Raw genomic sequence first — 14,713 nt, 5'->3', positions numbered from 1 at the left:
AGCAGAACGTGATGCTGCGCTGCGCTCTGCATGACGTTTTTTACCTATTTCAATTTACTCATGCCGCCATCCACGGCCAGCACCTGGCCGGTCACGAACGAGCTGTGGTCGGAAAGCAGGAAGGAGGCGGTGTAGGCCAGGTCCTCGGGCTGGCCGATGCGCTGCAGGGGGTGGCGCTTGCCGCCGGCCTCCACTTTTTCGGGCGAGTTGAGCAGGGCGGCGGCCAGGGGCGTATTGGTGAGCGAGGGCGCGATGCAGTTCACGCGCACGCCGCTGGCGGCGTACTCGGCGGCTAGGGCGCGGGTCAGGCCTTCCACGGCGGCTTTGGCCGTGGCAATGCTGGTGTGAAAACTCATGCCCGTATCTGCCGCCACGGTGCTGAACAGCACGATGGAAGCGGTGCCCTCGGCTTTTTTCAGGCGTTTGATGGTGGCCTGGATGACGCGCACGGCGCCCAGCACGTTCAGGTCGAAATCGGCCTGGAAATCATCGGTCGGGATGCGCTCAAACGGCCGCAGTTTGATGCTGCCGGGGAAGTAGGCCACGCCGTGCAGCACGTCGGGCAGGGCATCGAAGGCGGTGCCCACGGGCTGGGTAGCGTCGTAGGTTATGTGGGTGGTGCCCAACTCGGCCAGCTCCGGCGAAAGGTGGCGCGAGGCCGTGAATAAGTTGACGTGGAGGGAGCGCAGAAGCCGGGCCGTGGCCAGGCCAATGCCCGACGAGGCGCCGATGAGCAGAATGTTTTTGTCCGTAAAATCCATGCGGGAAAGCTTAGCTGTGCGAATGCCTTGCTAACCCTGTATCAGGGCGAAAGTTTCGGCGGAAAGGCTGCCGAATGAAAATGCAAACGTTTGCCGAAGATTCTCTTCTAGCGAAATTTCGCTGGAAAAAATGGGGAAACGCAGGTTGGTAGCAGCCTTTGGCGTAGTTTCGCCGTAAGCGCGTTTATCCCACTACTCGCATATGAACATAACTAAACTCCTGGTCGCCAATCGCGGCGAAATTGCCATTCGCGTCATGCGCGCCGCCACCGAGCTCAACATCCCCACGGTGGCCGTGTACACCTATGAGGACCGGTACTCGCTGCACCGCTACAAAGCCGACGAGGCCTACCAGATAGGCCGCGACGACGAGCCCCTGAAGCCTTATCTCGACATCGAGAGCATCCTGCGGGTGGCCAAGGAAAACGGGGCCAACGCCATTCACCCCGGCTACGGCTTCCTGTCCGAAAACGCCACGCTCTCGCGCCGCTGCGCCGAGGAAGGCATCATTTTCGTGGGCCCGCGCCCCGAGGTGATGGAAGCCCTCGGCGACAAGGTGCGCGCCAAGGAAGTGGCCCAGCAGTGCCAGGTGCCCCAGATTGAGAGCAGCGAGGCCGAGCTGGTCGACTTCGCCACCGCCAAAACCGAGGCCAACCGCATCGGCTACCCCGTGATGCTGAAGGCGGCGGCCGGCGGCGGCGGGCGCGGCATGCGCGTCATCCGCGACGACGAGCAGCTGGAGAAGGGCTTTTTTGAAGCCCGCAACGAGGCCCTGAACGCCTTCGGCGACGACACCGTGTTTCTGGAGAAGTTCGTGGAGAAGCCCAAGCACATCGAAGTGCAGCTGGTGGGCGACCACCACGGCAACCTCGTGCACCTCTACGAGCGCGACTGCTCGGTGCAGCGCCGCTTTCAGAAAGTGGTGGAAGTGGCCCCGGCCATGAACCTGCCCGACCACCAGCGCCACCTCTTGTACGAGTACGCCCTGCGCATCGGGCGGGCCGTGGGCTACGACAACGTGGGCACCGTGGAATTCCTGGTGAACCCCGAGCACGACCGCATCTACTTCATTGAGGTGAACCCGCGCATCCAGGTGGAGCACACCGTGACCGAGATGATTACGGGCATCGACCTCATCAAAACCCAGATTTTCATCGCGGCCGATTACAAGCTCAGCGACCCCGAAATCGGCCTCGGGCCCGACGTGAAGCCCTTGCGCGCCGGTTTTGCCATGCAATGCCGCGTGACCACCGAAAACCCCGAAAACGACTTCAAGCCCGACTACGGCACCATTGTGGCCTACCGGCAGGCGGGCGGCTTCGGCATTCGCCTCGACGAGGGCTCGGTGTATCAGGGGGTGGTGGTGTCGCCGTTTTTCGACTCCATGCTCGTGAAGGTGTCGGCCCACGCCTCGACGCTGCACGCCGCGGCCCAGAAAATGCTGCGCGCGCTCGACGAATTCCGCGTGCGCGGCGTGCAAACCAACATTCAGTTCCTGAAGAATATCGTCGGCAACGAGGAGTTTCAGACCGGTCACGCCACCGTCGACTTCATCAAAGACCACCCCGAACTGTTCAAGTTCGAAACCCGGCGCGACCGCGCCACCCGCCTGCTGGGCTTTGTCGGCGAAACGGTGGTGAACGGCAACCCCGACGTGAAAAACCTGCTCGACCCGCGCGCCAACCCGCGCCGGCCGCACATTCCGCACTCGGGCCACGAGGCGCCCGCGCCCGGCACCAAGCAGAAGCTGCACGAGCTGGGCCCCGAAGGCTTTGCCCAATGGCTGCGCGACGAGCCGCTGGTGCACTACACCGACACCACCCTGCGCGACGCCCACCAGAGCCTGCTGGCCACCCGCATGCGCACCTGGGACATGCTGAAAGTGGCCCGCGCCTACGCCCAGATGCACCCCCAGACCTTCAGCCTGGAAGTGTGGGGCGGCGCCACCTTCGACGTGGCCCTGCGCTTCCTGCACGAAGACCCCTGGGAGCGCCTGGCCAAGCTCCGCGAAGCCATTCCGAACATCCTGCTCCAAATGCTCATTCGCGGGGCCAACGGCGTGGGCTACAAGGCCTACCCGGACAACCTCACCGAGCGGTTTGTGCAGCAGGCGGCCGAAACCGGCGTCGACATCTTCCGCATTTTCGACTCGCTGAACTGGATGAAGGGCATGGAAGCCTGTATCGGCTTTGTGCGCAACAAAACCGACCGGCTGGCTGAAGCCAGCATCTGCTACACCGGCGACATTCTGGACCCCAAGCGCACCAAATACACCCTCGACTACTACCTCCGGCTGGCCAAGCAGCTCGAAGACGCCGGCGCCCACATCTTGTGCATCAAGGACATGGCTGGCCTGCTGAAGCCTTACGCTGCCACTGAGCTCATTCAGGGCCTGCGCGATACGGTGAAGCTGCCCATCCACCTGCACACGCACGACACGTCGTCGCTGCAGCCCGCCACCTACGCCAAGGCCGTGGAGGCCGGCGTCAACGTCATCGACGTGGCCATTGGCTCGCTGTCGGGGCTCACTTCGCAGCCCAACTTCAACTCGGTGGTGGAAATGTTCCGGGGCACGCCGCGCCACCGCGAGTTCGACCAGCCCTCGCTCAACGAATTCAGCAACTACTGGGAGGCCGTGCGCGAGATGTACTACCCCTTCGAGTCGGGCCTGAAGGCGGGCACTTCTGAGGTGTTTCAGCACGAGATTCCGGGCGGGCAGTACTCCAACCTGCGCCCGCAGGCGGCTTCGCTGGGCCTCATCGATAAGTTTGAGGAAGTGAAGCAGCGCTTTGCCGACGTGAACCAGATGTTCGGCGACATCGTGAAGGTGACGCCGAGCAGCAAGGTGGTCGGCGACATGGCGTTGTTCATGGTGTCGAACAACCTCACGCCCCAGGACGTGATGGAACGCGGGGAGGGCCTGAACTTCCCCGAGTCGGTGCGCGAGCTGTTCCGCGGCGACATCGGCCAGCCCGAAGGCGGCTGGCCTCAGGAGCTGCAGAAGCTTATTCTGAAGAACGAAACGCCCTTCACCGACCGGCCCAACGAGCACCTCGCGCCCATCGACTTCGACCAGGAGTGGACAGCTTTTCAGGAGAAATTCCCCGGCGCCAAGTTCACCGATTTGCTGTCGTCGCTGCTCTATCCCAAGGTGTTTGAGGAATACTGGGCGCACCGCCAGAAATTCGGCAACGTGAGCAAGGTGCCTACCTCGGTGTTCTTCTACGGCCTGAAGCCGGGCGAAGAAACCATTATTGAAATCGCGCGCGGCAAGTCCGTCATCGTGCGCCTGGAGTCGGTGGGCACGCTGAACGAGGAAGGCTGCCGCACCATCTTCTTCACCCTCAACGGCCAGACCCGCAACCTGCAGGTGCGCGACCAGTCGGTGGCCGTCACCAAAATCAGCAACGCCAAGGCCGACAAAGCCAACCCGCGCCAGCTGGGCGCCCCGCTCCAGGGCATGCTCAGCAAAGTGCTGGTGAAGCCCGGCCAGACGGCCACCAAAAACACGCCGCTCTTCGTCATCGAGGCCATGAAGATGGAAACCACCATCACCGCCCCGCAGGACCTGACCGTGGCCGACATAGTTTTGCACGAAGGCACCCGCGTGGCTGCCGATGACTTGGTGCTGACCCTAAACTAACCCGATGAACAAAATTCTTTTGCTGGGCGGCATGCTGGCTGCCTTGCCCGCCGCCGCGCAGAAAAAAGCCGCCAAACCCGCTGCCAAGCCGGTTGCCAAAGCCGTTGCCGTTTCCGGCGCCACCGTGACGCGCGTGGTGCAAACCCTGGCCGCCGACGACATGCAAGGCCGCGGCACGGGCCAGCCCGGGGGCCAGCGCGCCGCCGATTTTTTGGCCGGCGAGTTTAAGCGCATTGGCCTGAAGCCGTTGGCGGGCCAGGCGGGCTTCGAGCAGAAGCTCACCGTGTACCAGAGCCAGACTGGCCCGGTGGGGGCCTTCATCAATGGGCAAGCCCTGGGGCCCGCGCAGGTAGTGGCCGTTTCTGGCCAGCCCGCCATCAACTGGTCGAGCGAAGATGCGCAGCCGCCCACGGTGGCCGTCATTGGCGCCGAGCCCGTTGAGCACCGCAAGCTGTTTGGCTACCTCAACCCCACGGCCAACACGCTGGTGTTTGTCGACACGGCCCAGACCAAGGCTTTCCGCCAGCTGCAGGGCTACCTGGGCCGGGGCACCACTAGCGCCGAGCCGCCCAAGCCCTTCGCCACGGTGTTTGTGCTGGGCGCCCGCCCGGCCACGCTCACCTACCGCATCAGTGCCAACGCCGTGGTGGTGCCCGTGGAGCTGCGCAACATTGTGGGCCAACTGCCCGGCCGCGACCCCAAGCGCGCCAAAGAAAACGTGGTGTTTTCGGGCCACTACGACCACCTGGGCATTCTCAAGCCCACGGCTGCCGGCGACTCCATTGCCAACGGCGCCGACGACGACGCCAGCGGGACCACGGCCGTGGTGGCCCTGGCCGAATACTTCAAGAAGCGCAACGACAACGCCCGCCCGCTCATCTTCGTGGCCTTCGCTGCAGAGGAGGTGGGCGGTTTCGGCTCGCAGTTCTTCTCCCGTCAGCTCGACCCCGCGCAGGTGACGGCCATGTTCAATATCGAGATGATTGGCAAAGAAGCCAAATTCGGCCCCAATACGGCCTTTATCACGGGCTACGAGAGGTCCGATTTCGGCAAGCTGCTGCAAGACAACCTCACGGGCAGCAAATTTCGCTTCGAGCCCGACCCGTACCCCGAGCAAAACCTGTTTTATCGGTCCGACAACGCCACCCTGGCCCGCCTAGGCGTGCCGGCCCACACCATCAGCACCGACCAGATTCCGACCGACGGCCTCTACCACTCCGTCGACGACGAAGTGGAAACCCTCGACCTGACCAACATGACGGCCGTCATTCAGGCCATTGCGCAGAGTGCCAGCGGTATCGTGGCCGGCCGCCAAACCCCCAGCCGCATCCCCCCGCTGACGGACGACCGGAAATAGGCAATGGGCGAATGGGGAGTTCATCATCTATTCGCCCATTCACCTACTTCTACTTCAGATATACCGCTTCCAGCCGGGCCACGGCCGCGCCGCTGGAGTCCAGCACCCGCAGGGTGTCGCCGCTGATTTCGTAGCTGTTGGCCTTGGCCAGGGCCCCGGTGAAGGCGTTTTCGGTGTCGATGGCCGGGCAGCTCATGCGCGTGCTCATCAGCGGGCTGAATTTCAGCTCCCGCTCGGTTTCGCTAAAGAAGCTGCCCCGAAAGCGGTTGCAGCTGCCGTTGCCCTCGGCGGTGCCGTCGGCGCGGAGCGTGAGGTAGGGCTCACGAGTATTGGCGGGCACCGAAATGGGCTTGCCGGCCAACTGCCGCAGCACCCAGTGGGTTTCGCGCAGCGGGGCGCGGGGCGTGGTGGGGGCCGATGGGGCCGTTGCCGCGGTTTCCTGGGTGGGGCGGGTATTGCAGCCGGCGGCTAGCAGGGCCAGAATCAGAACGGAGAAACGCATAGCGGAACGCAATTGAAGGACTTTCCAAACGCAAAAAGCCTGCGTGAGTACGCAGGCTTTTGCTGAATGTTGGCGGTGCTAAGGATGAGCTTGCGCTAGTTGCCCACTTTGAACGTGAGGCCGGCGCCCACCGTGGTGGTTCCGGCCGCCGTGCCGCCCAATACCTGCCCGGCCGTCACGTCGAGGCGCATGGCAGGCACGGGGCGAATGTAGAGGCCCGCCGTGGTGCCCGTGTTGAGGCCGCTGCGGCCGTAGCCGAATGCTTCCACAAAAAAGCCGGCTTTCTGGCTCAGCGGGCCGTTGAGGGCCAGCGAGCCGAGGAACTGGCCTTTGCTGATGTCGGCCGTCGTGATGCCGGGCTGGCTAAAGCCAAAGTTGCCTTCCAGGCCAAACCGCTCGCCGAGTTGCTCGCTCACCAGCAGGCGCCCGGCGGGGGCCCAGGTGGTGGCCCGCAGGGCCGCACTGCCCGTGCCCGGCACCGCCGATTCCACCATGATGGCCACTTGGGTGCGGGTGTCGTAGTTGGGCGAAATCATGAGCTTGGTGCCGATGACCGTGGGCGCGTAGCCCCGGGCCTCCACTAGGCCGGCCTCGGTGGCGGAGAGCGGGCCGTTGTGGCGGTAGCCCTGCGTCACGCGCAGCTCCATGCTATTGAAAAAACCGATGCGCAGCGTGGCCGCGCTTAGGCTCTGGGCCAAGCTGCTGCCGCCAAACTGCCGCTGAAAGCCCGTTTCGAGCTGAAAGCGGCCGGGCTGCAATACTTGGGCGGTGATGGTTTGGCCGGGACGGTCGGCGCGAATGTTCCGCACGAAGGGGGCATCCACATTGGGGTTGTTTTCCTCGGCGGTGTTTTGGGCCAGGGTGAGGCCGGGGCTGCCCAGCAGGGCGGCGGCGGCCAGCAGAGTGGTCTTTCGCATGTTCCCCAGACCCGCCCCGCTACGGCATGGTTCATTTTGGGTTGCGTTTTCTGAGAATTTATTTGAAAAGTTCTACTGCGATTTCATATTGTGCCACTCCTTGGCCATAAAATATTTTTCTGCGTACAATTGTCCTGCTTATGAAAAAGTACTTTATCCTCGGCATATTAGCCCTCGCCGCTACTTCTGCAGGCCACCTCCGTGCCCAGCAAACTCTCCCGCTCTACACCGGCACCATTCCCAATTCCAAGCCCAGCGCGGTGCAAGAAACCAGCCTCACGTTGGCCAACGGCGGGGTGCGCATCTCCAACGTGGTGCAGCCCAACCTCACGGTTTTTGTGCCGCCGGCGGGCACGGCCAATGGCACGGCCGTCGTCATTTGCCCCGGCGGCGGCTACGCACGCCTGTCCATCGACAGCGAAGGCTACGACGTGGCCAAGCGCCTCAACGAAATGGGCGTCACGGCTTTCGTGCTCAAATACCGCCTGCCCAACGACCAAAGCCAGCCCGACAAATCCATCGCGCCCTTGCTCGATGCCCAGCAGGCCCTGCGCCTGGTGCGCCAGCAAGCCGCCAAGTACAGCCTCAACCCCGAGCGCATCGGCCTGATGGGCTTTTCGGCGGGCGGGCACCTGGCGGCCTGGGCGGGCACGCAGTTTGCGCGGCCGGTGGGAGACAAGCCCGGTCCGGTATCGGTGCGGCCGGCGTTTCTGGTGCTGATGTATCCCGTCATCAGCTTCAGCGACACGCTCAAACACGGCGGCTCGCGGGATAATCTGCTGGGCAAAACGCCTACGCCGGAGCAAATTCGCCAGTATTCCAACGAGCTGCAGGTGACGGCCCAAACGCCGCCCACCTTCCTCGTGCACGCCCAGGACGACAAAACCGTGCCCGTCAACAACAGCATCGTATTCTACCAGGCCTGCCTGCGCCACGGCGTGCCCGCCGAGCTGCACCTTTATCCCAAAGGTGGCCACGGCTTCGGTCTCAACAACAAAACCACCAAAGACCTCTGGACCGACCGCCTGCGCAACTGGTTGGACGCCAATGGCTGGCTGAATAAATAGGGGGCGTTGCTACAAGCCAGCCAGCACCTGCTGAATCTCGCCAAAACAGGGCCGAGCGGCCACGTCAGGCCGCTGGCATTGGTGCTGGAGCTGCTGGAGTCTTGTTGCCTGCGGGGAGCCTTCCGCTTCGGGGCAATGCGCCAATAATTCCTGCAGCAGGCAGCCAAAGGCGCGTACTTCCAGCCGCTGCAGGACAGGGGCGGCCTCGCCGTCGGGTGCGAAGAAGCTGGCCGCTCCAAAGTCGCCCAGCAGCGCATTGCCGTCGGTGGTAGTCAGCACGTTGTGGGCGTACAAATCGCCGTGCAGGATGCCTTTGTCGTGCAAATGCCCGGCGGCAGCGGCAATGCCACGGGCAATGCTGAGCGCCGTTTCCAGCGAAAACCGGGTGCTGGGCGCGTACACGTCGCGGGTGCAGGTGGCCAGGCTGGGCGGCCCGGCCAGGTTGCCGAACGACTCGTCGATGAGTTCCAGGACCAGGCCTTCGGCGCCCGCCGGGTGGCGGTGCACTTTGCCTTCCACGGCAATTAAATTGGGGTGGGCGCCGGCTTTGAGGCAAGCCAGCATCTCGCAGTGCGGCAGGCCGTCGCTGGTAACGGCGCCTTTAAAAAGCTTCACGGCCACTTCGGTGGCGGCGGTGTTGGGGTGCTGCCACCAAGCCCGTGAAATGACCCCCGACGCGCCTTCGCCCAGCTGCTCCGTGAGCGTCAGCGAATCCCAGTTGATGGGGCCAATGGGCTGGTTTTGCTCGGCGGCCCGCTCAAGTTCGGCCGAAGCCGGATTGCCTGCGTAGGCCAGCCACGCCAGGCGCGGCAAGGCCAGCAGCCACGTCGGCAGCTCGGTCAGGCGGTTGGCGGCAAGTCGTAGCAACTCCAGCTTGGTGCACCGAGCCAGGGTTTCGGGCAGCGCCGTGAGGCGGTTGCCGGCCAGCATCAGCTTTTGCAACTTCTGGCAGTTGCCGATTTCCTCGGGCAACGCCTCCAGTTGATTATCGGTGAGAATGAGCCAGCGCAGGGCCGGCGGTAGGGCGGCCGCCGGCAGCGTTCGAATCTGGTTGGACTTAAAGCCCACCATTTGCAGCTGCGGGCACTGGCCCAGCACGGCCGGCACTTCGGTGAAGCGGTTGTTAGAACAGAATAATACCTGCAGGTGGCGCAGGCGGCCCAGGTCGTCGGGAAGGGAGGACAGCGCGTTGCCGGTGAGGTTGAGTACTTCCAGCGTGTCGGCGAGGTCAAAAATCTCGCGGGGGAACTCTGTGAGGCCGGCAGCCAGGTCGAGGCGTTTTAGACCCCGGAGCTGTCCGGTGCGGAGTTGGTGAAGGGTATGCATCGGGACAAAGGTCGCCCGATAGAGGCGTTCACGATGAAAAAGTGACCCTTGGGCTCCACCAGGGCGCCTCATCGGCCTGGAGCAGCGCCTGTGGCGAGGATGGGCGCAATGTTCAGGCGTCGGTTTGGCGGGGAGGAGAAACTAAAATGTAGCCAATTCTGAACGTTCCTGCTTTTGCCGCAGACTGTATATAATCCCAGCAACTAAGCCGATTACTCCGCCTAAATAACTGAAATTATGCATGGACCCAACGCTTATGTAGTTTGTGAAATCAATCACATTATTCGGAATAAACCAATTTTCGAAAGCGTCTTTAGGATTTTTAGCAAGAAAAAAGTGGCCGTAAATAAGGCCAATAATTCCAGTTGTAAAAGCAACAAGCATCGTAACAAAAAAAGCCCTAATTGCAACGGTAAGCATCGTCTTCCAATCGGGCTGAATTAAATTAACCAAGCTTAAAATGAAGCCCAATATTGTTCCCATCCACCAAGTAGCTAAAAAACCTACGAATGCAACGTATAATCTTGGGTTTGGAAGAATAGCCTCGTTGCCCATTACAACAAAATCGAATTGGATGAATTTGAATTTTGTGTAATATTCTGGCGAGATTGTATAGGTAATCTGGTCATGCAAACTGCCATATATTCCGGCGGTTAGTGAAGCAATGATTACAAGTGCATTTAGCGTCAATAATTTTCTCATCAGTTGAGGTTTTATTTTGATTTCTCACACTTCTACCACTTCCCCCGTGCCGAAATAATAAATAAGGCCCTTCACCTCCGCGTACCCCAACTGCTCAAATAGCGTGGCGTAGTTCCGCAGCAGGCGCCGGTGTTTCTCCTGCGGCGGGGGCAGGCGGAAATCGAGCAGCGTGACCCGGCCGCCGAGGCGGTGGTGTTCTTCTAGGGAGGGTTCGAGCACGATGCGGTCGGGCTTGTAGTCGCGCAGCTTCACGCCGCCCACCAGGATTTCGCGCTCCGTTTCCACGCTCAGGTGCGGGGCGAAGTAGGGGGCCAGGCGCGGGTCGAGCACCAGCCGTTCGAGGCTGTCGACGAGCCGGGGCCGTTCGCGGGCGCTGAGGATGCCCTCGGCCACGAGCTGGCTGGCCACGCGGCCCACGTCGGCGGCCGTGAGCAGGCGGCGCAGGCCGAAGTGCAGCTTGCGGTTCCACTCGCCCTGCTCTTTTTGCTCGTCAAAATCGAAGAGCGTGGTGGCGTGCCGGCGCAGCTTGAGGCGGTCTTCCCAGGGCGCGGCGGCCAGGTTGGTTAGCTCGTAGTTGTTCGTTGTTAGTTGTCCGTTGTCAGATTTTTTCCGAGCGGCCGGGGTGCCTTTAGAAACCACAAAAGACACCTGCTCATCTTGCCACTCGCCGCGCTCTTCTAAATAGCCGTGCAACAGGTCGGCGACATTACGAGCTGGAGAGGCGCTGCCCTGCGGCTCTTTGCCTTCCTTCGAACTACCAACTGACAACGAAGAACTACCAACTGCCGCAGGCTTTTTGCTGATGACGTAGAGGCGGTGGCGCGGCCGGGTGAAGGCCACGTACAGCGTGTTGAGCCCTTCGAGGAAGGTTTTCTCGCGCTCCTCGTCGTATTGGGCCGCCAGCGCCGTTTGCTGAATGCCTTTTTGCAGGCTCACCACTGCTACTTCGGGCATGTTTTCGAGGGGCTTTTCGTCGGGCTCCAGGTGGCCCCAGAGCAGGGTGCCCCGGTGCGGCTCCAGGCTCCAGTCGGCAAACGGCACGATGACCACGCCATACGCCAAGCCCTTGGCCTTGTGCACCGTGGTGATGGTGATGGCCGCCCGCCCGCCCGGCGCATTAATGCTGATGCGCCCCTTGCGCTCCTCCCAGTAGGTGAGGAAATTGCCCAGGTTGTTGCCGAAGCGCAGGCTGTATTCCAGCGTCAAATCGAGGAAGCGGAACAGGTAGTCGCTCTCCCCGTTGCGCCCCAGCAGGCCGAAGAGGTTGAGCAGCCGCTCGGCCAGCTCGTAGAGGCCCAGGTTGCCGGTTTCCGTCTCGCGCACGTCGTAGCCCAACGCCCGCAGCTCGTCGAAAAACGAGTGGCCGCCGGCCGCGTTGGCCACCTCGGCAATGTGCCGGGCGCGGGCCGGGGTGGGGGCCAGCCCGCGCACCACTTTGTCCACGAGCAGCAGGGCTTCGGCCCGCGCCAGCGTATCGGCCGGCTGGTGCAGCACCCGCAGGATGCTCACCAGCAGGTTCACCACCTCGGCAAATTCCAGCGCCAGCGAGTCGGCCGAAATGATGGGGTAGCCCCGCTCTTTCAGGAACTTGGCAATGATTTTACTGGCGTAGCGGGTGCGGCACAGCACCGCAATGTCTTCCAACTCGTAGCCCTCGGCCAGGGCCTGCTCCACCAACTGCAGGGTGAGGTAGCAGGTGCTTTCGTCGTAGCCCAGCACCGCCTCGGGCAGGTGACCGGGGAGGGCCTCAGGCGTGTAGGCGCCAGTGGCGGCGCCGTAGCGCAGGGCCGGGGCGTCTTTTTGGGTGAACAGCAGCTCGACGTGGCCCTGCTGGGCGGTGCTCTGCGACTCGGGCACCTGCTGCCCAAAGTGGTTGTCGAATATGCCCGCCACCAACCCCAGCGTGGCGTGCCGGTCGCTCACCGCTTTGAAAAAGGCGTTGTTGAAGTCCACGATTTCGCGGGCCGAGCGGTAGTTCACCTGCAGGGCTTTGGGTTCGAGCACGGGGTCGAGGGTTTCGTAGCGCAGCCGCAGCAGCTCGCGCATCTCGGGCTCGCGGGCCCGCGCCACCAGGGCGGCGGTGTTGTTCTGGTGCAGGCGCAGAATCTGCTCCATCTCGCCCCCGCGCCAGCGGTAGATGGCCTGCTTGGCATCGCCCACCGCCAGGCTGCTGTGGCCGTTGGCCAGCGTGTTCTCCACCAGCGGCAGCAGGTTGTTCCATTGCAGCACCGACGTGTCCTGGAACTCGTCAATCAGGATGTGCTCGTACCGCTCGCCCAGCCGCTCGTATAAAAACGGCACCGGCTCGGTGAGCACGATGCTGGCAATGCGCCGGTTAAACTCCGAAATCAGCACCACGTTGCGCTCCCGGCTGATTTGCTCCACCACCTTGTTCAATTCGCTCAGCAGCGAGGCATGAAACAGGTACGGCTGCATGGCCGCCAGCAGCACGTAGCTCGACAAATACGCCTCGCGCAGCTGCTCCACGGCCGCCACCACCGCCCGCAGCGGCTCCTTCACCGCGTCTACGCGGGCGCGGTCGGCCTCGGTTTTGATTTTGCCGCTGTACCACTTGTCGTCGCTGAGCGTGGCGGCCACGTAGCTGTTCGGCCCGGCCTCCGGGGCCAGCAAGTCCACGCCCTTCTGCACGTACCCAAAAATGCCGCGCTTGCCCTGGAAAAAGTCGCCCTCCGCTACGCCGGCCTGCTCCAGCACCGCCAGCGCCGCCTCCCGCGTCTGGGCAAAGGCCGCTTCAATCTCCGCCCGCTTCGCCCGAATCTGCTTATCCAGCCGCCGGAAATCGGCCAGCGTCAGCCGGCCCAGCTGCGTCACCGCCTCCTGCACTGTCTCGTTAAACAGCGCCCGCCCGAAGCCCGCCAGCTCCTCGGGCAGCCGGCTCCAGCTTTTGCCCTCGTCGGCCTGCCCCAGCGCGTATTCGGCCAGCGTTTGGGAAAGCAGCCGGCTGTTGGGGTCGCGGTTCACCTTGTCGAGCAGCGCGGCCACGGCGCTTTGCAGCACCGCATCCGTGTCCAGCTCCACCTCAAACGTGGCCGGCAAGCCCAGCTCCCGAGTAAACGCCGTCACAATCCGCTGCACAAACGAGTCAATCGTGCTCACCCCAAAATCGGCGTAGTGGTACAGCACCAGCCGGAAGGTCTCGGCTGCCCGCCGCCGCACCTCCGTTTCCGGCAGCTTCAGCTCGGCCGCGATGTCGGTCAGCAGCCCGTCGGCCTTACCGCTTTCCGGGTACGCAAAGCGCCGTAGCGCCCCCACAATGCGCTCCTTCATTTCCCCCGCCGCGTCGTTGGTAAACGTAATGGCCAGCACGCGCTTGAAATACGCCGGGTCGTCGGCGCCCAGCGCCAGCAGCAGGTATTCTTTCGTTAATTGGTACGTCTTGCCCGAGCCGGCCGAAGAGGAGTAGATGCGGAAGGAGGGAGGCATATGTACTTTGTTTGATTCGAGCATCAACTTGCAAAACCAGATAAAGCGAATGAAATACTCTCAGACAATAGCTGTAATTCTTGCTCTGCTACTTACTGCCAATAGTTCGTTTGCGTGTTCTTGTAGTGGCAAGGCAAGTGTAAAAGATGCAGTGAGTAATTCAGATATTGTTTTTGGCGGTAAAGTTCTATCTGTAAAGCGAGTGGATTACCTGAGATGGCAAGGCATTTCAATGGTTGGAAAGTTGGTTACTCTATTGGTGCAAGCCAAAGGAAAGGGTCTGGTACATTCTGATACCGTAGTTGTAGCAACAGGAAGTGGGGGCGCCGATTGTGGCATAATGTTTCAAGAAGGTAAATCGTATTTAGTGTACGCCAAATCTTGCTCTTTTTCAAGCAGAACTAGTAATGACAGCGTGCGCTATTTCTATGCGGGTTTATGTTCCAGAACAAGTATCTACAGAGAAAGTGAGCTCAAGAAAGCATCCTACTATTCTGAGAAGTTGAGTAAAAGAAAAAGTAGATTAAGTCACGTCGTTTGTCAGCCAACCCACCATCTCCGCCGTCACCCGCACCGGCCGGCCGCTGTTGGGGTCGAGCAGCACCCAGGTCGTTTCCGCCTCGCACAGCAGCACGCCGTCGCTCACGCGGCTGAGGCGGGTGTAGCGCAGCGACGTGGCCCCGCTGGTTTCGCCCACCCAGGTGGTGGCCCGCAGCGTCTCGCCCGAGAAGGCCGATTGCAGGTAGCGGATGCGGTGCTCGCGCACCACCCAAATAATCTGGTCGCGCAACTCAGGCGGGCAGATGCTTAGCCAATGTGCGCCGGCCACGTCCTGCACCCAGCGGACGTACTCCACATTATTGGCATGGCCCAGCGCATCAATGGCGCTGGCCGGTACCTGAAATTCGTGCGAGAAGGCGTGGGAGGGCGCGTCGGGCATGGGTAAGAGGTAAGAAAAGGGAGAAGGCGGAAATAAAGCAGCGCGCAAGACACA

General features: G+C 62.2%; 10 protein-coding genes. 3 read left to right on the top strand and 7 right to left on the bottom strand.

Annotation, left to right across the window (positions count from 1 at the left end):
- Positions 1 to 44: 44 nt before the first annotated feature.
- The gene (locus JAO73_RS11075; RefSeq protein WP_198977109.1) at positions 45 to 761 is read right to left on the bottom strand and encodes an SDR family NAD(P)-dependent oxidoreductase; all 717 of its coding nucleotides are present in this window, start codon (positions 759 to 761) and stop codon (positions 45 to 47) included.
- 202 nt (positions 762 to 963) lie between these two features.
- Between JAO73_RS11075 and JAO73_RS11070 the strand changes: the two genes are divergently transcribed.
- On the top strand, positions 964 to 4,404 hold the full coding sequence (locus JAO73_RS11070; RefSeq protein WP_198977108.1) for a pyruvate carboxylase: 3,441 nt from the start codon (positions 964 to 966) through the stop codon (positions 4,402 to 4,404).
- Between the two features lie 4 nt (positions 4,405 to 4,408).
- Positions 4,409 to 5,761: a M20/M25/M40 family metallo-hydrolase gene (locus tag JAO73_RS11065; protein WP_198977107.1), complete on the top strand. Its 1,353-nt coding sequence runs from the start codon at positions 4,409 to 4,411 to the stop codon at positions 5,759 to 5,761.
- Positions 5,762 to 5,810: 49 nt separating this feature from the next.
- On the opposite strand, the gene JAO73_RS11060 is transcribed toward JAO73_RS11065, so the two are convergent.
- The gene (locus JAO73_RS11060) at positions 5,811 to 6,263 is read right to left on the bottom strand and encodes an META domain-containing protein (protein WP_198977106.1); all 453 of its coding nucleotides are present in this window, start codon (positions 6,261 to 6,263) and stop codon (positions 5,811 to 5,813) included.
- A gap of 95 nt (positions 6,264 to 6,358) precedes the next feature.
- Positions 6,359 to 7,180 (bottom strand): transporter, encoded by an 822-nt coding sequence (locus tag JAO73_RS11055; RefSeq protein WP_198977105.1) that lies wholly within the window; start codon positions 7,178 to 7,180, stop codon positions 6,359 to 6,361.
- Between the two features lie 140 nt (positions 7,181 to 7,320).
- Between JAO73_RS11055 and JAO73_RS11050 the strand changes: the two genes are divergently transcribed.
- A complete protein-coding gene (locus tag JAO73_RS11050) occupies positions 7,321 to 8,247 on the top strand; it encodes an alpha/beta hydrolase (protein ID WP_198977104.1) in 927 nt (308 codons plus the stop codon).
- A gap of 9 nt (positions 8,248 to 8,256) precedes the next feature.
- Here JAO73_RS11050 and JAO73_RS11045 read toward each other — a convergent pair whose 3' ends face one another.
- The 4 genes from JAO73_RS11045 to JAO73_RS11030 all read right to left on the bottom strand — a co-directional run bounded on the left by JAO73_RS11045 (position 8,257) and on the right by JAO73_RS11030 (position 14,659).
- Positions 8,257 to 9,573 carry a leucine-rich repeat-containing protein kinase family protein gene (locus tag JAO73_RS11045; RefSeq protein ID WP_198977103.1) on the bottom strand — a complete coding sequence of 439 codons (1,317 nt, stop codon included), beginning with the start codon at positions 9,571 to 9,573 and terminating at the stop codon, positions 8,257 to 8,259.
- Positions 9,574 to 9,714: 141 nt separating this feature from the next.
- Positions 9,715 to 10,275, bottom strand: a complete 561-nt coding sequence (locus tag JAO73_RS11040) for a hypothetical protein (protein ID WP_198977102.1) — start codon at positions 10,273 to 10,275, stop codon at positions 9,715 to 9,717.
- Between the two features lie 24 nt (positions 10,276 to 10,299).
- Complete coding sequence (locus JAO73_RS11035; protein ID WP_198977101.1) at positions 10,300 to 13,719, bottom strand: UvrD-helicase domain-containing protein; 3,420 nt, start codon at positions 13,717 to 13,719, stop codon at positions 10,300 to 10,302.
- 523 nt (positions 13,720 to 14,242) lie between these two features.
- Positions 14,243 to 14,659, bottom strand: coding sequence for an acyl-CoA thioesterase (locus tag JAO73_RS11030; RefSeq protein WP_198977100.1), 417 nt, complete (start codon positions 14,657 to 14,659; stop codon positions 14,243 to 14,245).
- Positions 14,660 to 14,713: the final 54 nt, after the last annotated feature.

Origin of the sequence: Hymenobacter miniatus (assembly GCF_016427455.1) — a bacterium.
Lineage (GTDB): Bacteria > Bacteroidota > Bacteroidia > Cytophagales > Hymenobacteraceae > Hymenobacter > Hymenobacter armeniacus.
The sequence above is the reverse complement of the archived record's forward strand: the minus strand, read 5'-3'. Positions and strand labels throughout refer to the sequence as shown.

Coding starts and splice junctions, on each gene's coding strand:
- JAO73_RS11075 (WP_198977109.1), bottom strand. CDS start 761: ATGGATTTTACGGACAAAAACATTCTGCTCATCGGCGCCTCGTCGGGC.
- JAO73_RS11070 (WP_198977108.1), top strand. CDS start 964: ATGAACATAACTAAACTCCTGGTCGCCAATCGCGGCGAAATTGCCATT.
- JAO73_RS11065 (WP_198977107.1), top strand. CDS start 4,409: ATGAACAAAATTCTTTTGCTGGGCGGCATGCTGGCTGCCTTGCCCGCC.
- JAO73_RS11060 (WP_198977106.1), bottom strand. CDS start 6,263: ATGCGTTTCTCCGTTCTGATTCTGGCCCTGCTAGCCGCCGGCTGCAAT.
- JAO73_RS11055 (WP_198977105.1), bottom strand. CDS start 7,180: ATGCGAAAGACCACTCTGCTGGCCGCCGCCGCCCTGCTGGGCAGCCCC.
- JAO73_RS11050 (WP_198977104.1), top strand. CDS start 7,321: ATGAAAAAGTACTTTATCCTCGGCATATTAGCCCTCGCCGCTACTTCT.
- JAO73_RS11045 (WP_198977103.1), bottom strand. CDS start 9,573: ATGCATACCCTTCACCAACTCCGCACCGGACAGCTCCGGGGTCTAAAA.
- JAO73_RS11040 (WP_198977102.1), bottom strand. CDS start 10,275: ATGAGAAAATTATTGACGCTAAATGCACTTGTAATCATTGCTTCACTA.
- JAO73_RS11035 (WP_198977101.1), bottom strand. CDS start 13,719: ATGCCTCCCTCCTTCCGCATCTACTCCTCTTCGGCCGGCTCGGGCAAG.
- JAO73_RS11030 (WP_198977100.1), bottom strand. CDS start 14,659: ATGCCCGACGCGCCCTCCCACGCCTTCTCGCACGAATTTCAGGTACCG.